We start from the raw sequence: 15,094 nt of genomic DNA, 5'->3' as shown, positions 1-15,094 counted from the left end.
AAGCATGTACCGAGAGCGGCCTTCCCGGCTGTCCGGCGCCTTCGTGTGGACCCGGACCGTGGCCGGCGACGACGCGCGGCCCGTCCTTCCGGACGGCTGCATGGATCTGCTCTGGTGCGAGGGCCGCCTCCTGGTGGCGGGCCCCGACACCCACGCCTACGTGCCCGACGCGGCCCCCGGCACGCGCTACGCCGGGATCCGCTTCGCCCCCGGCGCCGGGCCCGCAGTCCTCGGCGTCCCGGCGCACGAACTGTGTGACACCCGGGTCGACCTCGACGGGATCTGGCCCGGCGCCGAGGTGCGCTCGCTTGCCGAACGGGTCGGCGAGGCGGCCCACCCGGCCGCCGCCCTCGAAGCCGTGGCCCTTGCGAAGGCGCCCCGCCCCGACCCGCTGACCCGCGCGGTGGCGGACCGGCTGGCCGCCGGGTGGAGCGTGTGGGCCACCGCCGCCGAGGCCGGCCTCGGCGCCCGCCAGCTGCACCGCCGCTGCCTCGACGTCTTCGGCTACGGACCCAAGACCCTGGCCCGCATCCTGCGCCTCCAGCGTGCCCTCGGCCTCGTACGCCAGGGCGTGCCGTACGCCGAGGCCGCGCTCGGCGCCGGCTGCGCCGACCAGGCCCACCTCGCCCGCGAGATGCGCTCGCTGGCCGGGATGACGCTGACCGACTACGCGAGCGCGGCGAACAGCGAGACCTCCACGCCGTCCGGGTCGTGGACGACCGCGTAGCGCTGCCCCCAGAAGGCGTCCCAGGGCTTGAGGCGGCCGTCGTACCCGGCCGCCGTGAGCGCCTCGTACGTCGCGTCGACCTCGGCGGGCGAGTCGCAGGCGAAGGCCAGTCCCGTACGGCCGCCGCCCTCGGGGCGCGTCCAGTCCGGGTCGAAGGAGCGGACGGTGTCCTCGGTGTCCCACAGGACCCGGGTGCCACCGGGGAGCGTGCACTCCACATGCGGCTGGGTGTCCGCGTCGGCCGGAACGGTGAGGCCCAGGCGGCGGTAGAAGGCGAGCGATGCGGCCATGTCGGCCGCTACCAGGCCGATGGCGTCGAGTCGTGGAGTCATGGCCTCACCGTAGGCAGCGGCCCCGACGGGAGTCTTGTACGAAACGGACACGCGGCGGCCCTCAAAGGTCGTTGCCCGCGTACGACAGGTTGAAGCTCTTGTTGGCCAGGGGGAAGTCCGGGACGATCGTGTCCACCAGGGCTACCGGCAGGGCGGGCCAGTTGAAGAACGACGGGTCCACCGGCTTCACGCGGGTCAGCGTGCCGGCGGGCGTGAGTTCGACTCGTGTGGTGATCGCCCCGCGCCAGCCCTCCACGATGCCGGTTCCGCTCGACCCCGCGGGGCGCCTCGGCAGCGGCACCGTCATGTCGCCGGGCCGCAGCTCAGCTGCGAGCCGCGCCGCGAGTTCGAGGGAGGCCTGCGCCTCCTCGGCCCGCACCAGGAACCGGGCGAGGACATCGCCCGAGGCCTGCGTCGCGGGCACCCGCGGATGGCCCTCGGTGGTGAAGGGATGGCCGAACCGGGCGTCGGCGCTCAGGCCGCTCGCCCGCGCCACATAGCCCAGACACCCCAGGTCCCGCGCCGCCTGCGCGCTGAGCACGGCCGTGCCGGTGAACCGGTCGCGCACCGTCGCGTGGCCGAGGGCGAGCTCCGTGGTCTCCCCGAGGTCGACGGCGATCCGCGCCAGCTGCGCCGGGTCCGGCAGCGAGGCCAGGCGGGCGCCGCCGGGCACGACCGCGCCGCGCAGCAGCCGGTGTCCCGTCGTCGCGTCGGCCAGCCGCAGCAACTGCTCGCGGATGCGCAGCGCATGGGAGTTGAGGATGGAGTGGCCGACGTCGTTGCAGAGTGCGCCGAGATCGGCGACGTGGTTGTGCAGTCGCTCCAGTTCGAGCAGCAGCGCCCGGGCGCGGCGGGCCTCCTCGGACACCTCGACGCCGTACGCCTCCTCGACCGCGAGACAGTACGCGAGCCCGTGCCCGATCGCGGTGTCCCCGCTGACGCGCTCGGCCAGCCGCAGCCCGCCCGCCGCGTCCCGCCCCTCGAAGAGCTTCTCGATGCCCTTGTGCACGAACCACAGCCGCGCTTTGAGCCGGATGATGGTCTCGCCGACCACCGAGAACCGGAAGTGCCCCGGCTCGATGAGCCCGGCGTGCACGGGACCCACCGGGATCTCGTACACCCCGTCCCCCTCGACCGCGAGGAACGGATACGGCCCCTCCTGCTCGCCGAACGGCGGCGCGGCCCCGGCGTCGGGCCGCATCGGGTACCAGCCGCGCGGCCAGTGGTAGTGGCGTACGAGCCGGTGCGGGAGCGGGTGCTCGCGCGGCACCACGCCGTGCAGATCCCGCATCTCGCGCTCGAACCGCCCTGCGGGAAAGGAGAGTTGGGCGAGGGTCGGGACCGAGGGGTGGTCCGGGTCGAGGCGTACGTGGAGTTCGGTACGGGTGTCCGGCGGCCCCGAGACGAACAGGTACACCACGCGCACGGCGCCCTCGTCGTGGTGCGCCGCCACCAGCGCGAGACGCTGCCCCGAGTCAAGCAACTTCCGTGCCTGACAAGAGAGTTCGGGCGCCCCGATCTCCTCGGTCCTGCGGTTCACCGGGCGGCCCCCGCGGCGATGTCCGCGGCCGCGGTGAGCAGCGGCAGCAGCGGTTGTACGGTCAGGCCGAGCGCGGCGCAGCACAGCAGGCCCCCGCCAAGGGGCAGCCCGCGGGCCGCGCCGATCCGCACCGGCGCGGTGAGGCCCGCCGGGGCCGGGCCGAGCACCATCTTGGCGGTGCGCGCGGCGAGCGCCGCGAACGCGACGAGCGCGAGGAGCAGGCCGACGGCCAGCGGCCACCCCAGGCCGGCCGCGAACCCGGCGCGTGCCAGGCCGAGCTCGGAGGCGAACAGGGCGAACGGCGGCAGCCCGAGCAGCGCCACGACGGACAGCGCGAGCGCTCCGCCGAGCACCGGCGAGAGCGCGACCAGCCCTCGGATCCGGCCGATCCGCGAGGTCCCGCGCAACTGGAGCAGTTGCCCGGACGCGCAGAACGCCACCGTCTTGGCGAGCCCGTGCCCGGCGATGTGCAGCAGTACGGCGGACAGGGCGAGCGGCCCGCCGAACGAGGCGCCCAGCGCGATGAGCCCCATGTGCTCCATGCTCGAATAGGCCAGCATGCGCTTGTAGTCGCGCTGCGCGAGCAGCAGCCCGGCCGCCAGCGCGAGGGTGAGCAGCGCGATGGCGGCGAGCAGCCCGCGCGCGAAGCCGGTGCCGAGCACCAGGTCCCCGATCACCTTGTACCGCAGCACCGCGCAGAACGACACGGCGAGCAGCACCCCGGACATCAGGGCCGACACCGGCGAGGGCGCCTGGCTGTGCGCGTCCGGAAGCCAGGCGTGCAGCGGCACGAGCCCGGCCTTGGCGCCGTAGCCGAGTACGACCAGGGCGATGCCGAGCCGGGTGACGTTCGGGTCGAGGCTGCCCGCGTGGGCGACCAGGACCCGCCAGTCGAGCGCGCCCGTCTCGGGGATTCCGGCCCGGCGGGCGGCGTAGTAGACGAGCACGGTGCCGAGGAAGGCGAGCGCGATCCCCGCCGAGCAGATCACCACGTACTTCCAGGCCGCCTCGACGGAGGTACGGGTGCGGCGGTGGCCGACGAGGAACGCGGTCACCACGGTGGTCGCCTCCACCGCCACCCACAGCACCCCCAGATTTCCGGCGAGTACGGCCAGGCACATCGCGGCGAGGAAGGCGTGCACCAGGAGGTGGTAGCGGTGCACGGTCCGGTCGGCGGCCCGTCCGGCCGCCCGCTCCCCGGCCAGGTGCGCGGGCCCCGCCGCGACGGCGAGGGCTGCCACGGCTCCCACGACGAGCAGCATCCACACGGTGAGCGCGTCGGCCCGCAACACCTCCCCGAAGGCCGACACGGGCCCGGTGCGGGGGACTTGGGCGGCGAGCGCCGCCCCGCAGGCGAGCATCGCGGCGGGGGAGACGAGCCCTGCCCAGCCGCGGCTCCGCGTCGGTGTCGGTGGTTCGGGTGGGTGGGTGTCCAGCGGCACGGCTTCGGCGGGCCCGCCCGCCCCGACCGGTACGAGGACGTCGGCCGGCGCGGTGCGGGCGGCCGGAATCCTGACCCGGATGTCGGCCCGCCGGGCACGCAGCGCATGCCCGGCACTGACGCTGAGCGGAGTCGCGACGGGGGCGACGAGCAGCAGGGTGGTCAGCATGTGTGTGCCTCTCATGGGGGCCGCTCCCCGGCCCTTGGGGCCCTGGGGGAGTTTGAGGAGCGGGGTCCGGGGCGGCGCCCCGGTTGAGGGAAGGGGCGGGGGCGGCGCTCAGTCGTGAAGCTCTTGGAGGTCGTCGATCCGCGCCGCCGACCCGAAGACGTCCCGCATCCGCGTCGTGAGGATGTGCAGTACGAGCACCGCGAGCAACAGGTCGAAGGACACCCCGAGTTCGACGATCAGCGGCACCCCGGACGCTGCGAGGAACGCGATCGCCGTGATGCCGTTGTCGAGCAGCAGGAACCCGATGACCTGGGCGGCCGCGTGCCGCCGGGTGGCCAGGACGAAGAAGCCGATCAGGACGACCGCGAGGCCCACCGGCAGCGCCCGGGTGACCGGGTTCGGGTTCAGCGCCACCAGCGGCCGGGCCACCACGTACGCGAGCAGGGTGAGGGCGGCGGCGGTCAGGAGCGAGCCCGCACCCTTGACCAGGGGCTGTGTCTCCTCGGGGACGCCGCCGCCCGCGAGGGCGCGGCGCAGCAGATAGGGGAGTGCCCCGGCCCGGAGCAGTCCGATGCCGACGGCCACCGAGACCAGGTCCCAGCGCGTCTCGTGCAGCCCGAGCAGCGCCGCGACGCCCGCGAGAGCCACCCCTTGCAGGGTGAACGCCCGCACCTCCGCGGCCAGTTCGCGCCGCCACAGCATGACCACCGCCGCGAGCAGGAAGGCCCCGCAGCACAGGTCGAGCAGCTTGGTGAACAGCGTGTCGTTCAGCACCGGCTCACGCCCCGCTCAGAAAGTACGAAGCCGTCACCGCGAGCAGCGACAACAGGAAGGAACCGGCGAGGAGTTCGGGCACCCGGAAGAGCCGGAGCTTCGCCCAGAACACCTCCGCCGCCGCGAGCGCGGCCCCGAGCAGCGCCACCTTGCCCGCGCACACCGCGAGGCCGATCACCAGCGCGCCCGCGGAGGCGGTCGTGGCGATGCCCCAGGGGGCGAACAGCGAGGCGAGCAGGCCGAGCAGCACGGTGAGCCGCATCTGGGCGCCGAGCTCGACGAGCGCCAGGTCGGGGCCCGCGTACTCCAGGACCATCGCCTCGTGCACCATGGTCAGTTCGAGGTGGGTGGAGGGGTTGTCGACGGGCAGGCGTCCGGTCTCGGCGAGTACGGCCACCGCGAGGGCGGCCGTGGCGAGCAGCCCGGCGGGCGAGACGAGCCGGTCGGGGTCCAGGAGCGCGCCCGACACGATCGCGGGGAGGTTCGTCGAGCCGGTCGGCAGCGACAGCGCGAACACCGAGACCAGGATGGTCGGTTCGACGAGCGCGGCAAGGGTCATCTCGCGGGATGCGCCCATCCCGCCGAACGCCGTCCCGCTGTCGAGCCCGGCAAGCGCGAGCGTGACCGTGCCGAGGGCGAGCAGCGCCACCACCACGATCAGGTCCGAACTCCCGCTCACCACCGTGTCGGTCGAGGCCAGTGGTACGAGTGCGGCGACCACGGCGGTCGTCGCGACCAGGAGCACGGGGGCCGCGCGGAACGCCGGGCCCGTGCCGAGCGAGGTCACCGCCTCCTTGCGCAGGAGCTTGCGCAGATCCCGCCAGGGCTGGCCGACACCGGCCCCGGCCCGTCCCTCCAGCCTCGCCCGTACCTGTCGCATCAGCCCGGTGAGCAGCGGCGCACCGGCCGCGACACCGCCCACCTGCACGGCCACCGCGGCCGCCGAGATGACGTTCACCAGCCCACCGCCAGGACGAGGAGCAGCGAGACCAGGCCGAAGAAGCCGTAGCCGAGATAGAGGTGGATCGACCCGGTGGCCAGGCGCCGCGCGGACTGCCCGACGGCGGACAGTGCTGTGAGGACCGGACGGTAGAGCCGGTGCTCGATCCGGTCGGGCACCCGGTGCCGGAACCGCACCCGCTCCTCCAGATAGGCGAATTCCCGTACGGGCGTGACGCTGACGTCCTGCTCGGGCGCGAGCACCTGCTGGAAGACCCGTTGCAGAGGCTCGGCGAACGATGTCGCCGTGTACGTCATCCGGGCCGTCGGCGCGCCGCCCCCGCAGTCCCACAGCCTGGCGCCGGTGCGCCGGGGCCGCCGTGCCAGCAGGCGTACGAGGGCGGCCGTGCCCAGCGCGGCAAGCGTCAGGGCCACGGCGATCCACAGCGGGGCGAGCGCCCCCGAGAAGGTCCGCAGCCGCACCCCGGCGCCCCCGCCGACCGTCGGCTCGGCGCCCGCGACCGTCACGACCCGGTCGAGCGCGGGGCCCAACTCCCCTGGAAACAGGGCGAGTCCGACACAGGCGAGGGCGAGCAGCCCCATTCCGGCGAGCATCGCGGGCGGGCTCTCCTGGGCTCCGGCCGCCGCCTCGCCGCGCGGCCGGGCGAAGAACCCGACGCCGAACGCCTTCACGAAGACGGCCGCCGAGAGCCCGGCGCTCAGCGCGATCACCGCGACCGCGAGCGGCAGCACCACGGCCGTCGCCATGCCCGGCACCGCGAGCCCGTGGATCAGCGACTGGAGCAGCAGCCACTCCCCGGCGAACCCGTTGCCGGGCGGCAGCGCCACCGCGCCGAGCGCGCCGACCGCGAACAGCGCGGCCGTGACCGGCATCCGGGCGCGAAGCCCGCCCAACTTGTCCAGATCCCGTACGCCCGTCGCGCGGACCACCGAGCCGGCCGCGCAGAACAACAGGCCCTTGAAAGCGGAGTGGTTGACGAGGTGGAGCAGGGCCGCCGCGAGGGCGAGGCCGGCCAGGCGCCGGTCGCCGTCGGCCGCGAACAGGCCGCCCGCGCCGACCCCGATGAGCACCAGGCCCATGTTCTCGCTGGAGGAGTACGCGAGCAGCCGCTTCAGGTCGGGTGCCATCGCGGCCTGGAGGATGCCGTACACGGCGGACACCCCGCCCGCGCCCATCAGCCCGAGCCACCACCAGGGCGAGCCCCCGCCGAGCAGGTCGAGCCCGAAACGGATGATCCCGTACACGCCGAGGTTGACCATCGTCGCGCTCATCAGCGCCGAGACGGGGTCGGGCGCTTCGGTGTAGGCGCGGGGCAGCCAGGCGTGCAGGGGGGCGATTCCGGCCTTCGAGGTGAACGCCACGGCGAGCAGCGCGAAGACCGTGCCGCGCCACACCGGGCCCAACGAGCCTGCCGCGGCGCGCAGTTCGGGGAAGGTCTGGCCGCCGGCCAGCGCGGCGAACAGCGCGAGTCCGGCGAGCAGGGCCACGAAGCCGAGCTGGGTCAGCACCGCGTACCAGACCCCCGCCTCGCGCACCGCGCGCCTCCCCCAAGGTCTCGACTCCTCCCCCAAGTTCTCGGCTTCGCTCGAACAGGGGGGACCCCCATGAACAGGGAGGTGCCCCCATCGGTGCTCGCCGAGCACCAGGACCAGCGAGCCGACCGCCATCAGCTCCCACAGGAGCAGGAACGTGGAGACGGAACCGGCGGCCGGCACGAGCACAAGGACCGCGCCGAACCCCGGCAGGACCCAGCTCGCGGTCCGCGACGCGCGCCCGTACCCGGCCGCGTACACCGCGACCGCGAGCACCACCGCGCCCGCGACGGCCATGAACAGGCCCGACAGCGCGTCCACCGCCAGGCGCACCCCGCCGAGCGGAAGCAGCCAGGGCAGCTCGGCGGTCCAGTGCCCGCCGTCGAGCGCTGTCACGCCCGCGACGAGACCGGCGACTCCCACCCCGGCGGTCAGTGTGCCGCTGGCCGCGCTCACCGGCCCGTCACCGTGCGCAGCGCCGCGACGATCTGCTCCGGCCGGGGCGGGCAGCCGGGCACCGTGAGATCGACGTCCACGACATCGGCGACGGCCCCCTCGACCCCGTAACCCCCGCTGAACTCCCCGCAGTCGAGGGCGCAGTCGCCGACCGCCACGACGACGTTCGGCTCCGCCATCGCGGCCACCGTGCGGCGCAGCGGCACCTTCATGTTCCGCGTGACCGGGCCCGTCACCAGGACGACGTCCGCGTGCCGCGGGGACGGCACGAGGTGGGCGCCGTACCGCTCGGCGTCGTACACCGGCCCGAAGGCCGCGGCGATCTCGATCTCGCAGCCGTTGCACGACCCGGCGTCCACGCAGCGGACCTGCGCCGATCCGGCGAGCGCGGGGAAGTCGCCGGGAGTGGGGCGCGGCGGGGCGTCCTCCGCCACCCGCCCGGTCTCACGGATCTTGCGCAGCAGACTCATGCCCGGCACAACCGGCCATGGCCGGATTCCGGTTACGAGCGGATCGCGGGCTTTGACAAGGTTTGGCGACCTGGAGGGGAGGGGTTGGCTCCCGTGTGGGCTGCGGCTTGCCTGCGGGGGCGCGGCCCGGCTCCGTTACGCTATTTGCATGGGAGCGCAAATGGAGAGCTGGGACGCGGAGCGGGCCGACCGGGCGGTCACCGTCCTGAAGGCGGTGGCGGACCCTTCGCGGTACCGCCTGCTGTGGGCGCTCAGCGGAGCCGAGCTGCCGGTGAGCGCGCTGGCGGAGCTTCTCGGGGCGCATGTCGCCGCGACGTCCCAGCACCTGGCCAAGCTGCGCTCGGCCGGGCTCGTCACGTCGCGGCGCGACGGTACGCGGATCTTCTACCGGGCGGCCGGGCCGGGCGTGCGCTCGCTTTTGGAGGAGGCGTCCGTGGTGGCCCTCGCTGCGTCGGCCGAGGGGGTTGCCTCCGCCCCTGCCGCGGCCGAGGGGGCTGCGCCGGTACGGGCCGTCCGCCGGGCCAGGGCCCCGCGCCCCGTCGCCGAGTAGCGACCCACCCTGCCTGGGGCTCTGCCCCAGACCCCGTTCGCGCCTTAAGGGCGCTCGTCCTCAATCTCCCCCAAGGCCTTAAGGGCCAGGGGGGACCCCCATGACAGGCTGGGTATGCCTGCATGGGCACCCTGCGAAGGTCAACCCTGCTAGGGGCGCGGGGAACTGCGCGACCAGCCACCCACGGCCCGCAGCCGAACGCTCGCGCGTCCCTCGAAGCATCCCGGCCCGCAGTCGAGACCCGCACCTCCGCGAAGCGGACAGAGGCATCGGGCCCGGCCGGGGCTACGCGGTGGCGGCCCCCTCGTCCAGCCGGTACTCCTCCCGCTCCGCGTCATACCCGTACAGCTCCGCGTACCGGCCCCAGTCCGTCGCCGTCTCCAGCTGCTGCGTCACCTGTTCGCTCGTGTAGTGGTGGGCCAGTACGTCGCGGAAGAAGCCCGCTCGCAGCGTGCCGTCGGGGCTCTGGCGCAGGCTGGTCGTGATCAGGCGGACCAGCGGCGCATCCGCCCCCGCCTCCGCGAAGATCCGCTTGGAGCTGCGGACGTCGGCGCCCGCGAACGTGGTGCCCCGGTCGGTCAGGACCAGGTCGTCGTCGCTGACGGCCGCGAAGCCGAGCAGTTCGAGGGCGTCCACCAGCGGCAGCACGTCGTCGATCTCCAGGCCGAGGTCGTCGGCGAGGTCCGCCAAGTCGCAGCTGCCGCCGCGGTGCGCGACCATCTCGGCGAGGCCCGACAGGCCGTCCACGCTGGCCCCGGGCAGCGGGGTGTTAGCCGGGGTGCGCCGGTCGGGTTCGAGGCCCTCGGGGCGGCCGGGGGACGGGGTCTCCCCGCCTCGGACGGAGGTGAGACCTTGGGGATGGGTCTCCTTCGCGCGGCCCGTCATCGTGCGGTAGACCCGGTCGATGAGCTCCTCGAAGGCGGGCGCGTCGCGGTCGCGCGGCCGGTAGAGACCCACCTCGAACGTCTCGCGGATCGTGCCGTACGGCCGAGAGCCGAGCACCACGATCCGGTCGGCCATCAGGACCGCCTCCTCGATGTTGTGCGTGACCAGGACGATCGCCCGGGTCGGGAACTGGCCCGACTCCCACAGCTCCATCAGCTCGCCGCGCAGGTTCTCCGCGGTCAGCACGTCGAGCGCGGAGAACGGCTCGTCCATCATCAGGACGTCCGGCTCGACGACCAGCGCCCGCGCGAAGCCGACGCGCTGGCGCATGCCGCCCGACAGCTCCTTGGGGTAGGCGGACTCGAAGCCGTCGAGGCCGATCAGATCGATGGCCTGGCGGGCCGCGTCCGCGCGGGCGTCCGCCGGTACGCCCCGGGCCTCCAGGCCCAGCTCGACGTTCTGCAGCACGGTCAGCCAGGGCAGCAGTGCGAACGTCTGGAACACCATGGCGGTGCCCGGGTTGGCGCCGGTCAGCGGGGCGCCCCGGTAGGACACCGTGCCGGAGCTCGGAGGCACGAGCCCGGCCAGGCAGCGCAGCAGCGTCGACTTGCCGGAGCCCGACTTGCCGAGCAGCGCGACGACCTCGCCGGCCCGCACCTGGAGGTCGATCCCGCCGAGGACGGGCAGCTCGCCGTCCGCGCCGGCGTAGGCCTTGGTCAGGCCGACCGTCTCAAGGAGGATCTCGCCGTCGGCCGGGCGGGGCGCGGGCGCGGCGACCGCGTGCCGTGCGTTGCGCAGGGTGCGAAGGGTGTTCAGAACCATGAGGGGCTCCAGAAACGCTCAGGGGTTTTCAGAGGGCGAAGCGGGTGTCGGCGAGCCGGTACAGGCGGCGCCACAGAAGGCGGTTGAGGCCGACGACGTACAGGCTCATCACCGCCACGCCCGCGATCAGGTGCGGGAAGTCGCCGGAGGCGGTGGCCTTGGCGATGTAGGCGCCGAGGCCGGTGGCGGTCAGGGTCGTGCCGCCGAAGGTGACGACCTCCGCGACGATCGAGGCGTTCCAGGCGCCGCCCGACGCGGTGATGCCGCCGGTGACGTAACTGGGGAAGATGCCGGGCAGGATCAGCCGCTTCCAGCGCTGCCAGCCGCGTACGCCCAGGTCGTCCATGGCCTCGCGCAGGTCGCTCGGGATCGACATGGCGCCCGCGATGGTGTTGAAGAGGATGTACCACTGGGCGCCGAGCGCCATCAGCAGGATGCCGCCGATGTTGATGGACAGGCCGGTCTTGAGGAAGAACCAGACGGCCAGAGGGAAGAGGAAGTTGGCGGGGAAGCTCGCCAGGACCTGGACGACGGGCTGGGCGATCCGGGTCAGCTTCGGCGAGAAGCCGATCTTCACGCCGATCGGCACCCAGATGACGGTGGCCGCCGCGACCAGCACGACCACCCGCGCCAGCGTCGCGAGGCCGAGCAGCAGCGGCTCGCCGAAGACGCCGAGGCCCGTCTCGTCCTGGAGGTAGCGGCCGAGGTCGAAAAGGCCCCACAGGATGAGGCCGCCCGCGACGACGGTGAAGGTGATGTCGCCGGTGCGCCGACGAGCCCCGTCGACGTGCAGCGGCCGGTCGTCGGTGCCGAGGACGCGGCCCGCGCTGCTCAGGGCCCGGCCCGCCGGACGCAGCGCCTTGCCGAGCAGCTGCGGCCAGCTGGAGCGGCGCAGGAAGTCCAGGACGACCGAGCGCTGGACCTCGCTCGCCTCGGACTGCTCGTTCTTGAACTTCTCCGACCAGGCGGTCAGCGGTCGCCAGAAGACGAAGTTCACGCCGATGACCATGACGGCCATGGTGAGGATGGCCCAGCCGACCTTGCCGAGGTCGCCGTCGGTGATGGCCGCGCCGGCGTAGGAGCCGACGCCGGGCAGGGCGTAGTCCCGGTTGTTGACGCTGATGGCTTCCGAGGCGACGAGGAAGAACCAGCCGCCGCCGAAGCTGAGCATGCCGTTCCAGACCAGGCTGATCATCCCCGAGGGCAGTTCCACCTTCCAGAACCGCATCCACCTCGTGAACCTGAACGACCGTGACAGCTCGTCGAGTTCACGGGGGAGCGAGGTCAGCGAGTGGTAGAAGCCGAACGTCATGTTCCAGGCCTGCGAGGTGAAGATCGCGAAGATCGACGCGCACTCCAGGCCCAGCATGGAGCCGGGGAACAGGGCGATGAACCCGCTGACGGCGACCGTGAGGAAGCCGAGCACCGGCACCGACTGGAGGATGTCCAGGGCCGGGATCAGGATGCGCTCCAGGCGCCTGCTCTTGGCAGCGGCCAGCGCGTACACGAAGGTGAAGACGATCGAGGCGGCCAGCGCGATGAACATGCGGAGCAGCGAGCGGGCGGCGTCGTACGGCAGCTGGGCGGGATCGGTGTCGACCTTGATCGACTGATCGGTGGAGAACCGGACCGTGGTTCCGTGGCCCACCTGGAGCACGACGTAGAAGAGCACGAGCACGGCCGCGGCGACCACCGCGTCGACCCAGCTGAGCCGGGCCAGGCGGCCTGCGAAGCGGGAGGTGACCCGCGGTGCGGGGCTGCTCGTCCGGAACGACATCACAAGAAACCTCCGACCACACTGTGGGCACAGGAGCCCCGGGGGCGCGACCGCGCACCCCGGCGCGGCGGAGCCCGGCGTGGTGAGAAAGGAAAGGGGGAGGGAGGGGTACGGGGCCCGGAGGATCGGGGCACGCCGTGCCGTGGCCCCGGGCGCGGTGCCGAGGGGCGGGAGGTGACGGGAAGGGTCAGAGACGCCCGGCGGGGCGGCGCGGACTGGGAGGATCCGCGTCCATGGCTGCCCCCTTCGGTGATGCGGTTTCCAGCGACCCGTGCAGTCTGCCGGTTCTTGCGCTGATGCGCAAATAAGGGGCGCGGGGCCCGGCCGGCGTTACTCAGGAGGCCGGGACGGGAGATGAGGGACGGCGCCGAGGGCGGCGCCGGTCTCGTACGGCTGGCCGGTGAGGTAGCGCACCAGCTTCTCGGCGCCCTCGGCGGTGATCGGGTCGACCGGGCAGTAGGTGGTGGTGCGGCCGCCGAGGTAGTCCGGCAGGTCGTCGAGCGAACCGCCGGGCAGGACGGCCCTGAGGATGAGGCGGTACCAGTCGCCGGTGCGGTCGTAGATCTCCTTGCGGATGAGCCGCGCCTCCCAGGCCACGCCCGCTCCGGTCCCGGGCCGCTCGGTGCCCTCGGCGCGGCGCCGGTAGGCGGGCGAGGCGACGACCAGGACGAAGTCCGCGGCCCGGTACTGCCGGTCCGTCCACAGGGCCCAGTCCTGGGGCTCCTCGCCCGCCGGAAGGTCGAGCCGCGCGTCGATGCCCAGCCCGCGCAGCAGCCGCCAGAGCGTGCGCACCTGGTCGATGTGGGCGCCGTCGTCGTCCTCGTGGGCGTACGAGATGAACACGCGCGGGGCGGCTCGCAGGCCGAACGGGGAAAGCACCGTCGCCGGTGGCGGCGGCTCGCCGGGCCGCAGCCGTGGCGGCGGTGCGCCGGACGGCCGGGCCTGTTCCAGGAGGTCGGCCAGTTCCTCGCGGCTGAGGCCTTCGAGCAGCTCGGCCGCGTGCTGCTCCCGCACCGCACGGCTCGCCTTCTGTGCCAGGGTGCCGCCCGCGAACGGGGCCAGGGCGTCGGCGGCCCGAGGCCCGGGCAGCACGGCGGTCAGCACCTCCGCAAAGCGGGTGTCCGGGATGAAATCCCATGGCGCCACTGTAAGTTGACGCCTTCCGGCGAGGTGGGGCATTGCGCGAGTACGCCTCCGTAAGGGGGCGCGGTAGCTGCGGAATTAAATGACTGGCGTCGCGTCCCGCCCATGTCTAGAGTCGAGCCTGTTCGAGTGACGACCGAAGATTGTCGGGGTCGTCGCCGGTGAAGTGACCTGGTTGGGGAGGTGTGAACGATGGCTGTCGTTGCGAAGGGCGCTGCCCGCATCCCGAAGTTCATCCAACGCATCCCCGTGGTCTCCGGCTGACCCACCTCTTCCTCCACGCCCGAGCGCGTGGCGCCGGGGCCGCCCTTCGAAGGGTTCCCCTTGTCTTCCTCGTTCCTCTCCTCGCTCGACAACTCCGCGTTCAACACGGCTGAGTTGAACGACTCCGGGTTCAACACCTCCACCTCGTCGCGCCCGCTCGCCGCATACGGCTGGGACGACGCCTGGGCGGCCGAGTTCGCCCCGTACGCCGAACAGGGCCTGGTGCCCGGCCGGGTCGTCCGTGTCGACCGCGGCCAGTGCGACGTGGTGACCGCCGACGGCACCCTGCGCGCCGACACCGCGTTCGTCACCCCGCACGACCCGATGCGGGTCATCTGCACCGGCGACTGGGCCGCCGTCGAGCCGGTGGGCGACCCCCGGTTCGTCCGTACGTACCTGCCGCGCCGCACCGCGTTCGTGCGCAGCACCTCCTCCAACCGGTCCGAGGCGCAGATCCTCGCGGCCAACGTCGACCACGCGATCATCGCGGTGTCGCTCGCCGTCGAGCTCGACCTCGGCCGCATCGAGCGGTTCCTGGCGCTCGCCTGGGAGTCGGGCGCACAGCCCCTCGTCGTGCTCACCAAGGCCGACCTGGTCCCCGACCCGGTCGGGCTCTCCTACCTCGTCCAGGACGTGGAGACCACCGCGCCCGGGGTGCAGGTGCTGCCGGTCAGCGCGACGACCGGCGAAGGCGTCGAGATCCTCGCGGCGGTCGTCGCGGGCGGTACGAGCGTGCTGCTCGGGCAGTCCGGCGCGGGCAAGTCCACGCTGGCCAACGCGCTGCTCGGCGAGGAGGTGATGGCGGTGCAGGCGGCCCGCGAGGTCGACGGCAAGGGCCGCCACACCACGACCACCCGCAATCTGCTGGTGCTGCCGGGCGGCGGCGTCCTCATCGACACCCCCGGGCTGCGTGGAGTCGGCCTGTACGACGCGGAGTCCGGCGTCGGCCAGGTCTTCGCCGAGATCGAGGAACTGGCCGCGGACTGCCGCTTCCACGACTGCGCGCACGATGCGGAGCCGGGGTGCGCGGTGCTCGCCGCGATCGAGGACGGCTCGCTCGCGGAACGCCGCCTGGACAGCTACCGCAAGCTGCTGCGCGAGAACCAGCGCATCGTGGCGAAGACGGACGCGCGGCTGCGGGCGGAGATCCGGCGGGACTGGAAGGCGAAGGGGGCGGAGGGGCGCGCCAACATGGAAGCCAAGCGCGGCCGCCTGCGCTGACCCCCGGGGGCTCCACCCTGGGGCCCCCAC

Annotated in this window: 13 protein-coding genes; 3 read left to right on the top strand and 10 right to left on the bottom strand. The window is 73.4% G+C overall.

Annotation, left to right across the window (positions count from 1 at the left end):
• The first annotated feature begins 4 nt into the window (after positions 1-4).
• Entirely contained in the window at positions 5-727 is a 723-nt protein-coding gene (locus tag OHA17_RS09450) for a helix-turn-helix domain-containing protein (RefSeq protein ID WP_406505782.1), read from the top strand.
• Here the strand turns inward: OHA17_RS09450 and OHA17_RS09445 are convergent.
• The 7 genes from OHA17_RS09445 to OHA17_RS09415 all read right to left on the bottom strand — a co-directional run bounded on the left by OHA17_RS09445 (position 667) and on the right by OHA17_RS09415 (position 8,402).
• Positions 667-1,059, bottom strand: coding sequence for a VOC family protein (locus OHA17_RS09445; RefSeq protein ID WP_406505780.1), 393 nt, complete (start codon positions 1,057-1,059; stop codon positions 667-669). The genes OHA17_RS09450 and OHA17_RS09445 overlap by 61 nt on opposite strands.
• A 61-nt stretch (positions 1,060-1,120) precedes the next feature.
• On the bottom strand, positions 1,121-2,599 hold the full coding sequence (locus OHA17_RS09440) for an NADH-quinone oxidoreductase subunit C (RefSeq protein ID WP_406505778.1): 1,479 nt from the start codon (positions 2,597-2,599) through the stop codon (positions 1,121-1,123).
• On the bottom strand, positions 2,596-4,224 hold the full coding sequence (locus tag OHA17_RS09435) for a proton-conducting transporter membrane subunit (RefSeq protein ID WP_406505776.1): 1,629 nt from the start codon (positions 4,222-4,224) through the stop codon (positions 2,596-2,598). The genes OHA17_RS09440 and OHA17_RS09435 overlap by 4 nt, the downstream gene beginning before the upstream one ends.
• A 93-nt stretch (positions 4,225-4,317) precedes the next feature.
• Positions 4,318-4,983: a hypothetical protein gene (locus tag OHA17_RS09430; RefSeq protein ID WP_406505774.1), complete on the bottom strand. Its 666-nt coding sequence runs from the start codon at positions 4,981-4,983 to the stop codon at positions 4,318-4,320.
• A gap of 4 nt (positions 4,984-4,987) precedes the next feature.
• Entirely contained in the window at positions 4,988-5,941 is a 954-nt protein-coding gene (locus OHA17_RS09425) for a respiratory chain complex I subunit 1 family protein (RefSeq protein WP_406505772.1), read from the bottom strand.
• Positions 5,938-7,932, bottom strand: coding sequence for a proton-conducting transporter membrane subunit (locus OHA17_RS09420; protein ID WP_406505770.1), 1,995 nt, complete (start codon positions 7,930-7,932; stop codon positions 5,938-5,940). Before OHA17_RS09420 ends, OHA17_RS09425 begins: the two co-directional genes overlap by 4 nt.
• Positions 7,929-8,402, bottom strand: coding sequence for an NADH-quinone oxidoreductase subunit B family protein (locus OHA17_RS09415; RefSeq protein ID WP_398877353.1), 474 nt, complete (start codon positions 8,400-8,402; stop codon positions 7,929-7,931). The genes OHA17_RS09420 and OHA17_RS09415 overlap by 4 nt, the downstream gene beginning before the upstream one ends.
• Positions 8,403-8,550: 148 nt before the next feature.
• Between OHA17_RS09415 and OHA17_RS09410 the strand changes: the two genes are divergently transcribed.
• A complete protein-coding gene (locus OHA17_RS09410) occupies positions 8,551-8,952 on the top strand; it encodes an ArsR/SmtB family transcription factor (protein WP_406505768.1) in 402 nt (133 codons plus the stop codon).
• Positions 8,953-9,237: 285 nt separating this feature from the next.
• Here OHA17_RS09410 and OHA17_RS09405 read toward each other — a convergent pair whose 3' ends face one another.
• The 3 genes from OHA17_RS09405 to OHA17_RS09395 form a co-directional block, all read right to left on the bottom strand.
• The gene (locus OHA17_RS09405; protein ID WP_406505766.1) at positions 9,238-10,659 is read right to left on the bottom strand and encodes a nitrate/sulfonate/bicarbonate ABC transporter ATP-binding protein; all 1,422 of its coding nucleotides are present in this window, start codon (positions 10,657-10,659) and stop codon (positions 9,238-9,240) included.
• A 28-nt stretch (positions 10,660-10,687) separates the two neighbouring features.
• Positions 10,688-12,436, bottom strand: coding sequence for an ABC transporter permease (locus OHA17_RS09400; RefSeq protein ID WP_406505764.1), 1,749 nt, complete (start codon positions 12,434-12,436; stop codon positions 10,688-10,690).
• Between the two features lie 330 nt (positions 12,437-12,766).
• Positions 12,767-13,582 (bottom strand): toll/interleukin-1 receptor domain-containing protein, encoded by an 816-nt coding sequence (locus OHA17_RS09395; RefSeq protein WP_406505762.1) that lies wholly within the window; start codon positions 13,580-13,582, stop codon positions 12,767-12,769.
• 375 nt (positions 13,583-13,957) lie between these two features.
• Between OHA17_RS09395 and rsgA the strand changes: the two genes are divergently transcribed.
• On the top strand, positions 13,958-15,064 hold the full coding sequence (gene rsgA, locus OHA17_RS09390; protein WP_406510674.1) for a ribosome small subunit-dependent GTPase A: 1,107 nt from the start codon (positions 13,958-13,960) through the stop codon (positions 15,062-15,064).
• Positions 15,065-15,094: the final 30 nt, after the last annotated feature.

It is taken from the genome of Streptomyces sp. NBC_00212, from assembly GCF_045206365.1.
Lineage (GTDB): Bacteria > Actinomycetota > Actinomycetes > Streptomycetales > Streptomycetaceae > Streptomyces.
Note: the sequence above shows the minus strand (reverse complement) of the source record. Positions and strands in the feature narration are given on the sequence as shown.

Bases quoted from the DNA above. Each gene is read 5' to 3' on its own strand.
- OHA17_RS09450 (WP_406505782.1), top strand. From the start codon at position 5: ATGTACCGAGAGCGGCCTTCCCGGCTGTCCGGCGCCTTCGTGTGGACC.
- OHA17_RS09445 (WP_406505780.1), bottom strand. From the start codon at position 1,059: ATGACTCCACGACTCGACGCCATCGGCCTGGTAGCGGCCGACATGGCC.
- OHA17_RS09435 (WP_406505776.1), bottom strand. From the start codon at position 4,224: ATGAGAGGCACACACATGCTGACCACCCTGCTGCTCGTCGCCCCCGTC.
- OHA17_RS09415 (WP_398877353.1), bottom strand. From the start codon at position 8,402: ATGAGTCTGCTGCGCAAGATCCGTGAGACCGGGCGGGTGGCGGAGGAC.
- OHA17_RS09410 (WP_406505768.1), top strand. From the start codon at position 8,551: ATGGGAGCGCAAATGGAGAGCTGGGACGCGGAGCGGGCCGACCGGGCG.
- OHA17_RS09405 (WP_406505766.1), bottom strand. From the start codon at position 10,659: ATGGTTCTGAACACCCTTCGCACCCTGCGCAACGCACGGCACGCGGTC.
- OHA17_RS09400 (WP_406505764.1), bottom strand. From the start codon at position 12,436: ATGTCGTTCCGGACGAGCAGCCCCGCACCGCGGGTCACCTCCCGCTTC.